The organism is Mastigocoleus sp. MO_188.B34 (assembly GCF_030065675.1).
GTDB lineage: Bacteria > Cyanobacteriota > Cyanobacteriia > Cyanobacteriales > Nostocaceae > Mastigocoleus.
The window spans coordinates 1-6,102 of record NZ_JASJDK010000222.1; the positions used below are offsets into that span (position 1 = coordinate 1).

The 6,102-nt window shown below is 40.3% G+C and carries 4 protein-coding genes; all 4 read left to right on the plus strand.

All coding sequences use genetic code 11. The features are described 5' to 3' along the window. Positions 1-482: 482 nt before the first annotated feature. Positions 483-2,348, plus strand: a complete 1,866-nt coding sequence (locus QNJ50_RS28215) for a serine/threonine-protein kinase (RefSeq protein WP_300642443.1) — start codon at positions 483-485, stop codon at positions 2,346-2,348. 113 nt (positions 2,349-2,461) lie between these two features. Beyond that, a complete protein-coding gene (gene bioD / locus QNJ50_RS28220; RefSeq protein ID WP_300642446.1) occupies positions 2,462-3,151 on the plus strand; it encodes a dethiobiotin synthase in 690 nt (229 codons plus the stop codon). Between the two features lie 391 nt (positions 3,152-3,542). After that, a complete protein-coding gene (locus QNJ50_RS28225) occupies positions 3,543-4,775 on the plus strand; it encodes a M20 family metallopeptidase (protein ID WP_300642449.1) in 1,233 nt (410 codons plus the stop codon). A gap of 198 nt (positions 4,776-4,973) precedes the next feature. After that, positions 4,974-5,774 carry a hypothetical protein gene (locus tag QNJ50_RS28230; RefSeq protein ID WP_300642452.1) on the plus strand — a complete coding sequence of 267 codons (801 nt, stop codon included), beginning with the start codon at positions 4,974-4,976 and terminating at the stop codon, positions 5,772-5,774. The last annotated feature ends 328 nt before the right edge of the window (positions 5,775-6,102 follow it).

The window sequence follows — 6,102 nt, forward strand, 5'->3', positions numbered from 1 at the left end:
TCACCTACTTAATACATGCATTAAATGAAAATACAGCAAAGAATATTAGATTTGTAAGATTAATGTAATTTCCCAAAAGTTGCTTTGATACATAAGTACCAAAGAAGGAATGTAAAAATAGAACTCAAGAAGTCTTAGCGAATTCTGTTAGCAAAGCGATGCAGGGTGGTCTTGGGGGTTTCCCCCATCAGGGACTGCATCAAGAAGTGATGCACTACTAACTCACACAATTCTGCTATAAAGTTCATTTGAGTAAAACAACAAGCCACTGGATAAAAGACCTATTTAAACTCTTATCACCTTTCTCTAGGAAGAATATTTGGAGCATAAGCAAGCAAATTTTTGTGAGAATAAACAAAAAAGCTTATTTTCTCTGAAACGTTAACATTAATAAATAAAATCGGTTTTTCTCCAAATGCTTGCGAATGAAGGTAACCGATCCCTACAGGGGAGACTATATTTAATAATTTAATAAATTAATCATGCAACCACCTATTCCAGTTGGCACACTTTTACAAAATCGTTATCGCATAGTTAAAATCTTAGGTCAGGGAGGATTTGGTAGAACCTATTTAGCTCAAGACCAACGGCGTTTTGAGGAATTTTGTGCAATCAAAGAGTTAATTCCAATTGCTGAAGATGCTGAAGCTTGGCAAAAAGCTCAAGAACTTTTTGCTCGAGAAGCCGCTACTTTGTATCAACTTCACCATCCTCAGGTTCCACAATTTCGGGAGCAATTTGAGCAGAGTCATCGCTTATTTCTAGTTCAGGATTATGTTGCAGGAAAAAATTATCGAACTCTATTGGAAAAACGCCAAGCAAACGGGAATGGTAAATTTACAGAGAAAGAAGTATTACATTTACTTAATTCTTTATTACCTGTTTTAGAATATATTCACTCCCAGAGAATTATTCATAGAGATATCTCCCCAGATAATATTATTTTGCGAGAACGAGACCAATTGCCAGTTTTAATTGATTTTGGGGTGGTTAAAGAAATTGCAACTCAGATCCAATCGCCAGATAGAATAGCACAAGTAACAACTGTCGGGAAATTGGGTTATTCTCCCAGCGAACAAATGCAAGCAGGAACTGCATATCCCAGCAGTGATCTATATGCATTGGCTGTTACAGCGATAGTTTTACTTACAGGAAAAGAACCTAATGAGCTATTTGACGAAACTCAAGCTGCTTGGAATTGGGAAAAACAGGTAACTGTAAATCCATCATTTGCTCGGGTTTTAAATCGCATGCTTAGCTACAGACCCAGCGAGCGTTATGGAAATGCAGCAGAGGTTGCGCGATCACTGCAGGTTTTAAATCCAAATGCTGGGTCGCAAACTACTGGTTTACAAACTCAAAAAGGTATTTCTCCCTCAACTCCAGATTTATCTCAAATGCGAACTGTTGCGGTTGGTCGTCCTCCTGAAGAGTCACATTCCTCAACAGGTACACCAAGCTCACAAAAAGAGAAACCTCAAGCAAATACTAATAATTCTTCTGTTTTAGATAGCCCTTTGGCGATTTTTATTATTGTTTTTATTGTTGCTATTTTCGCTGGATTTGGTTCTTGGGCGGTAGTTAGCTTCTTGCTGCAAAACAAAAATGCTGAGTCACAAAAAATAACTCCACAAGCTTTCCCTTCACCAATTGTTTCTAACACCCCAACACCAACGCCAACTCCAACTGTTACACCTGAGGATGAAGAACCGGTTACGTATACCACCAAAACTAAACGTCTTGTATTTGATATTCAAGATAAAGCAGAGGTTAGGAGCAGAATCCAAGACAATGAAGTAATTCAATACATTTTTTTTGCTAAGGAAGATCAAAATTTCACCGCATTAATTAGCGAACATGCTGGTGTTGTGATGACCGTACTTGCACCCAATGGGGAACCTATTGATACTGGAGGATTGGAAGTTTTTGTACAAGCTAGATTACCTTCTAGTGGTAGATATGTGATACAGTTAGAAACTGCTAAAGGAATAAGTGAAAGCGACTATCAATTGAAAGTTGAGTTAGAAAAACCCGTTAAAGCCATACCAGAAAAGCCCATTACAGAGGAAACTCCTTCCTCAGAAGATATACTGCGAGAACCTGTAACGGGAGATCCGACACAAGAACCCAGGACAGGAAATGACAACACACCTATAGAAAGCACTAGCACTACAGAAAACGAGACGGAAAAATCCCCAGAACAATTTCCCTCGGAAAATTCAGATCGAGATCCATCTTTACCCATAGATACTGAAACCGATCGAAATACTGAAAATGATTCTGTGAATTCCCAAACAGATACAGAACAAGATTCAGAGGATGACAATCGGGAAGTGGATGATGATTAGTTGGTAAAAAACAAAAAATACAGCGAATCAAATAAATTGGTAGTTCGGGGCTAGTACAATAATTAGAGATCGCATTAACGATTGTAAAAACTCATCAAAAATCGCGTGTTGTTTTGAATTCACTACTGATTGCTGGAACTGATACGGAAGCCGGAAAAACTGTCTTGACAACTGCTTTGGCTGCTCATTGGCAGAAATTTTCTTCCCAACAGAGTTTGGGAATTATGAAACCTATTCAATCGGGTGTCGGAGATTTAGAACTCTACCAAAAGCTGTTTGATTTGTCCCAGTCTGGGGCAGAAATTACTCCCTTATATTTTCAAGCCCCTTTAGCTCCACCGATCGCAGCAGCGCAAGAAAATTCTACTGTTGATTTGGGGGTGGTTTGGCAAGCTTTTACAGCTTTACAGCAACAGCGAGATTTTGTTTTAGTCGAATCTTTGGGTGGATTAGGTTCCCCTATTACTGATGAGTTTACAGTTGCGGATCTTGCTCGTGAATGGCGCTTTCCTACTGTTTTAGTCGTACCTGTAAAGCTAGGTGCAATTTCTCAGGCTGTGGCAAATGTGGCGTTAGCTAGGCAATTAAGAGTAAATTTAATCGGAATCGTTCTAAATTGTTGTCAGCCCCGCACAGAAACAGAAATAGCTAATTGGACTCCTAAACAATTAATCGAATCACTCACGCAGATACCCATTTTGGGTTGCTTACCCTATCTAGAAAATCCACAAGATCTGGATAAGTTAGCACAAGTTGCATCGAATTTAGATTTAGAGGTTTTGTATCGGGGGATTGGGGATTAGTGTTAGCGGCTAGCGTAAGCATACCGGATCAGTAGGTAGCGGCTCCGCAGGTAGCGCAGCTATAGCTAGAGGCAAAGACCGCGCCTTACGGCGTAAGCGCAGTCATACCGTAAGGTTTAACGCCGTCGCCGCAGGCTCTAGGTATTGCGTGACGCGACAGCGTCTGGCGTTAGCGGAAGCGTGACGTATGACTGGCGTCACGCTCCGCTAAGAGCCATAAGCACTGCGTCGTGCCCCCGCAATCGGCATATGGGAATTAGCGACTAGAAATGGGTCGTGGGTAACTTATTACTCCTTATTTTTTACTCCTTACTTCTTACTCCTCAACAATTAAGTTCAAAAGAAAGATAATAAAAATATTCGACTGTTGTTTAAAAAATGATTTATAAAAATGGTTTTTAAGTTTCCAAGCCCCGCTTCTATTAATTTATCTTGTGTGCGTTTACCTATCCGTTCATTACAACCACAATTGGTAGAATGGCGACGAACTATACACACAAAACCCGAATTGGGTTTTCAAGAAAAAATAACTTCGGAATTTATCGCCCAAAAATTACAAGAATGGGGAATTGAACATCAAACTGGAATTGCAAAAACTGGTATTTCTGCTGTTATTAAAGGTGAAGGAAAAACTTCAGACAGTGGATCGAGTGAACAAGTTTTGGCGATTCGCGCTGATATGGATGCTTTACCGATCCAAGAATTGAATGAAGTACCTTATCGCTCCCAACATGACGGGGTGATGCACGCTTGCGGACATGATGGACATACCGCGATCGCACTCGGTACGGCTTACTATCTACAGCAGCATCGAAAAGAGTTCAGTGGAACTATTAAATTTATCTTCCAACCAGCAGAAGAAGGTCCTGGTGGTGCAAAACCGATGATTGAAGCTGGGGTTTTGAAAAATCCAGATGTTGATGCCATTATTGGTTTGCATTTATGGAATAATTTGCCTTTGGGTACTGTGGGCGTCAGAGCAGGAGCTCTAATGGCAGCAGTAGAATCTTTTAAATGTACAATTTTTGGTAAGGGCGGACATGGTGCAATGCCCCATCAAACAATTGATTCAGTCGCGATCGCCGCACAAATTGTCAATTCCCTACAAACTATCGTGGCGCGTAATGTTAACCCCATTGAGTCCGCAGTAGTGACTGTGGGTGAACTCCATGCTGGTACCAAGGGTAATATTATTGCCGACACAGCCAAGATGAGCGGTACGGTGAGATATTTTAATCCAACCTTTGCTGGCTTTTTTGAAAAAAGAGTTGATGATATTATTGCTGGGATTTGTCAGGCTCATGGTGCAAGTTATGACTTAGATTATTGGTCCCTTTATCCTGCAACAATTAATGATTCTGGTATGGCAAAATTAGTCACATCCGTAGCAGAAGAAGTTGTTGAAACTAAACTTGGTGTAGTACCAGAATGTCAAACAATGGGCGGCGAAGACATGTCTTATTTTTTGCAAGAAGTTCCTGGTTGTTATTTCTTCCTTGGTTCTGCAAATCCCGGAAAAGACTTGGCATATCCCCATCATCACCCACGTTTTGACTTTGATGAGACAGTATTAGCAATGGGTGTGGAAATGTTTGTCCGATGTGTCGAACGATTCTTTAAATAATTCCATCATCTCTGTATAAATATACTAGACATCTCCGACAAAATCATGGGAAATTTCCAATTTTAACCTCAGTAGAGACACAGACTTCTGGGTCTCGAAGTAATCTATTGCAGATGTCTATTGGATTCGCAGACAACAGACATCGCTATAATGTCTATTGTCTAATTACAACGTACCTTTTTATACTAAAAAATCTTGATGCTTTCCCAAACTCTAGCTCCAACTGTCAGAACTGCATTAGTCAAGTTTGAGGAATCCTCATCTCCTAGCGCTTGGAAATGTTTAGATAAAAACCTATTATTGGCACAAATTAAATTACGTTTGCAAGACCCTTTTCAGGTCAATCAAGGAAAACAAATTTTTTGTGGACCGGCTGCAATTTTATTTGAGTTAGTACGTACTCAACCATTACGTTACTTAGAAATTTGTCGTAGTATCTACGAAACAGGTGGATTTGAAGGCAAAAGTGTCCGCTTTAAGACTTCGGAAAAACTACGTCACAGCGAATGTCGCTTGCGAATGAATCCAGCAGATTGGATGATATTAGCAACTTTGCGGGAATCAGAAAATCGTTTCTTACCGGTAGAAGCAGACGCACCGGAAATCATGCGTAATTTGGCAGGTTTAACCAAATCATGGCAAATGAAGGGCTGGGTAAAAGAAGTATTGGGTTACAGTTACGTCAGATATCACAATACTTTTCTTTACGGTGAATGGGAAGCATTAAAAGAAGCCAGAGAAGTAATTGCATCGGGTGGTGTGGCTTTTGGTTTAATTACCAGTCAAAGTTTATTTGGTAAAGAACTTTCATTTCTCCCCAGTCCTAATCATTGGCTTTCAATTATGGGAAATATTTCCATTCAAGATGATGAATGGGAAGAAGACAATAAGCGTATTAGCTTAGATGTTTACTCCTGGGGACAAAAATTGCAAATTGACCAAGACGAAAGTTTGTTTGAAGATTATTTTTGGGGTGTGGTGTTGGGGACTGGCGATTAGGGATTGGGGATTAGGGATTGGGAGTAAAAACTAGGCTGTTGACTCTGTGGGTTTTTGGAAAATAAAATTCAGAGCCTCTAGCTGCGCATCCGGTACGCTTACGCTAGCCACTAACGCTAATCGCTAATCCCCAGTCGCCAGTCGCCAGTCGCCAGTCGCCAATCCCCAATCCTCAATCCCCAACAAAATGCGAACTAATTAACATCACTTATCCCTTTTGGGCTGTAAACTACTTTTACGATGTAAAAAGGGGAACGGGGCGTTGGAGCAACTGTTAAAAATATCCCGATTCATTGATGGATTTAATCAACGTATTGGTAAGTGGAGC